The sequence below is a fragment of the Pseudomonas sp. PS01299 genome, from assembly GCF_029960145.1.
GTDB lineage: Bacteria > Pseudomonadota > Gammaproteobacteria > Pseudomonadales > Pseudomonadaceae > Aquipseudomonas > Aquipseudomonas putida_A.
Genome location: NZ_JASCPO010000390.1, coordinates 1 through 3,168, shown reverse-complemented (window position 1 = coordinate 3,168; position 3,168 = coordinate 1). Strand labels below are relative to the sequence as shown.

Here is a 3,168-nt window from a genome sequence, read left to right as displayed (position 1 = left end):
GGCTTGCTCGCGAAAGCATTTAGTCAGTCACTGAAGATGTCGACTGATCCACCGCCTTCGCGAGCAAGCCCGCTCCCACAGGGTTATTTATCTCTCTCATCTGCGGCTCTGCTGCCACGCCGCCGCCAGGCCGCTGCAGCAGATCACCGCAATCCCGATCACCGTCAACAGACTCGGCGTGTGATTGAACACCACCCACCCCAACAACCCGGCAAACACGATCTGGCAGTAGCCGAACGGCGCCAGCAATGCCGGCGCGGCATGGCGGAACGCCTGGGTCAGAAACAGGTGCGCGGTCATCCCGCAACTGCCCAGCGCCAGCATCAACACGGCGTGTGACAAGGTCGGCACCTGCCAGAAGAACGGCACCAGCGCACTCATCACCAGCGTGTTGCACAGACCAGCGAAGAAGTTGCTGGTGGTCGGGCTGTCGACCTCACTGAGCTTGCGCGTCAGCAGTTGATAGAAGCAGAAAAACAACGCCGAGCAGAATGGCAGCAGCACCGCCGGGGTGAACAACTCGCCTCCCGGATGGACGATGATCAGCACCCCGATAAAACCGCAGATCACCGCGATCCACTGCCCGCGCGTCACCCGTTCCTTGAGCAACGGCACTGACAGCGCCGTCACCAGCACCGGCGCGAGAAAGTTGACCGCGGTGGCCTCGGCCAGCGGGATGTACAGCAGCGCCGTGGTGAAAAACAGACTGGTGCCGAGCAGGCACAGCGCCCGCGCCAACTGCCATAGCGGTCGTTTGGTGCGCAGTACACGCAACCCCGACTGCGGCAGGAAAATCCCCGCCATCAGCAAGGTGTGCACCAGATACCGCGCCCATACCACCATGATGATCGGGTAGAAACCCGAGAGGTATTTCGACAGCGCATCGTGGCTGGAGAACAGGAAAGTCGCCACGACAATCAGCAAGATCCCCTTGAAGGGTTGGTTGACACCGGAGAGCGGGGTGCTGACGGTCATTGGATATCTCTGAAGGAAAAATAAACAGTGGCGAGGACGCTGGCGCCCCGCCACAAAAACTGACTTATAACTGCGCCAACAATTCCCGCGTCCTGTCGAGCGCCATCTGCGCTCGTTGCAATCCGCTTACGCCCTGCTCCAGCAGTTTTACCGTGGGGATCTCCAGGCTCAGGGGAATATTAGCTGGCAGACTGCGCAACAAACCGTGCAGGTCACAATCGCCCTCGCCGGGAAACCGCCGTTCGTTGCGAGCCTGACGCAAGATCTCGGCCATGTCCGCCGGTCTCGGTCCCGCCACATCACACAATTGCGCATAACGCAGGCGCACGGGCGCAACGCTGGCCAGATCCTCCAGTCGTGAGCCGGAGCGATCGAAATGAAAGGCATCGACCAGCACCGCGGCGTTTTCCCGGTCGGCATTGGCAACGATGCGCAACGCCTGTTCGAGGTTGCACGCATCGGTCCAGGGCATGAACTCCAGATGCGGATGCAAGCCGTAAGGCGCCGCCAGATCACATAGGGCGGCAAAGTTGTCGGTGAGCCGTTGCTCGTCAGGATCATTGCCGGCGACCAGTAATTCACTGGCGCCGAACTCCGCGCCGACGGCCAGCAGCTTGTCGAAATCGGCGACCACGGTTTGCGGTTTCAGACGCAGGATTTCCACATCGAGCACCGCGATGCCAGTGTCGCGCAAACGCGCCAACGTCTGACGCCGTAATCCGCCATCGGCCACCAATGGAAAGTGATATTCCTCCGGCGTCGCCGGCTCCAGGCGCAGGCCGACATGGCTGTAACCGGCACGCGCCGCCACCTCGACCATTTGCGGCGGTGACAACTCGAGTACGGTGAGACTGGCCAGAGACAGGATTCGTTCGTTCATGCTCAAGCCTCGACCGCTGCCGGGGAACAGGCACGGCCGCTGGCCGCCGCCTCGCGAATCGCCTCGACCAGCGCCAGGGTTCGCGCGGCATCGGCGGCACTGACCAAGGGTTCGACCTCACGCCGCGCGACCTGCACAAAATGTTGCAGCTGCAACCGCAACGCGTCCCCTGCCTCACACCGTTCTTGCTGCGCAATCAGCGGTTCGTGCCAGCCGGCATCGACTTGATCGGCAGCGTAATGCCAGCACTTGAGTTGCGGAATGCTCAGCGCCCCGGCGGTGCCCGCCAGCAGATAACACGGCTGATCGACCTGACGCGGGTAGGCCGGGTTCTCTCCGGAATTCAGCTCCCAGCTCCACGGCGCGGCGACCGCATCGGAACCGCTCAGCGTGCCCAGTGCACCGCCGGCAAATTGCAGTAACACCGCGACGCTGTCTTCGTTGGCAAAACCCCGCACCGCGTTGTCGGTGACGGCCTGCACCGCCTGCACTTCACCGCACAGGTGACGCAGCAGATCGAGGTCGTGAATCAGGTTGGTCAGCAACAGGCCCGCGCCCGGTTCTCGGCGCCACGGAACCTCGAAATATCGGTCGGGTTTGCGTAACTGGAACAGTGCAGTAACCGTGGTCAGCCGCCCGAGCGCGCCGCTGCGCAGCAATTGGTGGGCACGCACGATCAACGGATTGTGCCGCCGATGATGGCCGACCAGCACCGGCACACCACTGCGTTTGACTGCCGCCACCAGTTCGCGTGCCTCATCCAGATGCACGCCCACCGGTTTCTCCAGCAGCACCGCAACCCCGGCGGCGAGGCAATCCAGCGCCGTGCTGACGTGCTGGTTATTCGGATTGGCCACGATCACCGCGTCTGGCCGCGCCTGCTCCAGCATCTGCCGGTGATCGGCGAAATACGCCACGCCCCACTGCGCCGCCAGCGCGGGAGCCTGCGGGCCGGGATCGGCCACTGCGCACAACCGGGCTTCTTCGAGGGTTTGCAGGTGCTGGTAATGCTGCTGGCCCATGTTGCCAGCGCCGATCGGGGCGATACGGAGAGGGAGAGTCAAGGCGCGATCCTTTTGTGATTGTTGTTGGAAATGTCACTCCAGCAACAATTTAGAACCGCGTTCCACAATCAAACACCCAGTGATGGGAAAACCGTGCGAACACCGCACAACTTTGTACTTGACGCTCAACCTGTAGGAGCTGCCGCAGGCTGCGATCTTTTGACTTTGATTTTCAAGACCAAAAGATCGCAGCCTGCGGCAGCTCCTACAGGGATCGGTGCGAGTCAGGCGAACAACTCAGACGCCCGG

Annotated in this window: 4 protein-coding genes; 1 reads left to right on the top strand and 3 read right to left on the bottom strand. The window is 62.1% G+C overall.

What is annotated here, in order from left to right; all coding sequences use genetic code 11:
• Positions 1-96: 96 nt before the first annotated feature.
• From QMX91_RS30110 to QMX91_RS30100, 3 genes are all read right to left on the bottom strand, one after another.
• The gene (locus tag QMX91_RS30110) at positions 97-975 is read right to left on the bottom strand and encodes a DMT family transporter (RefSeq protein WP_103367270.1); all 879 of its coding nucleotides are present in this window, start codon (positions 973-975) and stop codon (positions 97-99) included.
• A 64-nt stretch (positions 976-1,039) separates the two neighbouring features.
• A complete protein-coding gene (locus QMX91_RS30105) occupies positions 1,040-1,855 on the bottom strand; it encodes a sugar phosphate isomerase/epimerase (RefSeq protein ID WP_098965737.1) in 816 nt (271 codons plus the stop codon).
• Between the two features lie 2 nt (positions 1,856-1,857).
• Positions 1,858-2,919 carry a Gfo/Idh/MocA family oxidoreductase gene (locus tag QMX91_RS30100; protein WP_282413832.1) on the bottom strand — a complete coding sequence of 354 codons (1,062 nt, stop codon included), beginning with the start codon at positions 2,917-2,919 and terminating at the stop codon, positions 1,858-1,860.
• Positions 2,920-2,949: 30 nt separating this feature from the next.
• On the opposite strand from QMX91_RS30100, the gene QMX91_RS30095 reads away from it, so the two are divergent.
• Positions 2,950-3,168: hypothetical protein (locus QMX91_RS30095; RefSeq protein WP_282413831.1), on the top strand; the 219-nt coding region annotated here is incomplete at its 3' end.

Coding starts and splice junctions, on each gene's coding strand:
- QMX91_RS30110 (WP_103367270.1), bottom strand. CDS start 975: ATGACCGTCAGCACCCCGCTCTCCGGTGTCAACCAACCCTTCAAGGGG.
- QMX91_RS30105 (WP_098965737.1), bottom strand. CDS start 1,855: ATGAACGAACGAATCCTGTCTCTGGCCAGTCTCACCGTACTCGAGTTG.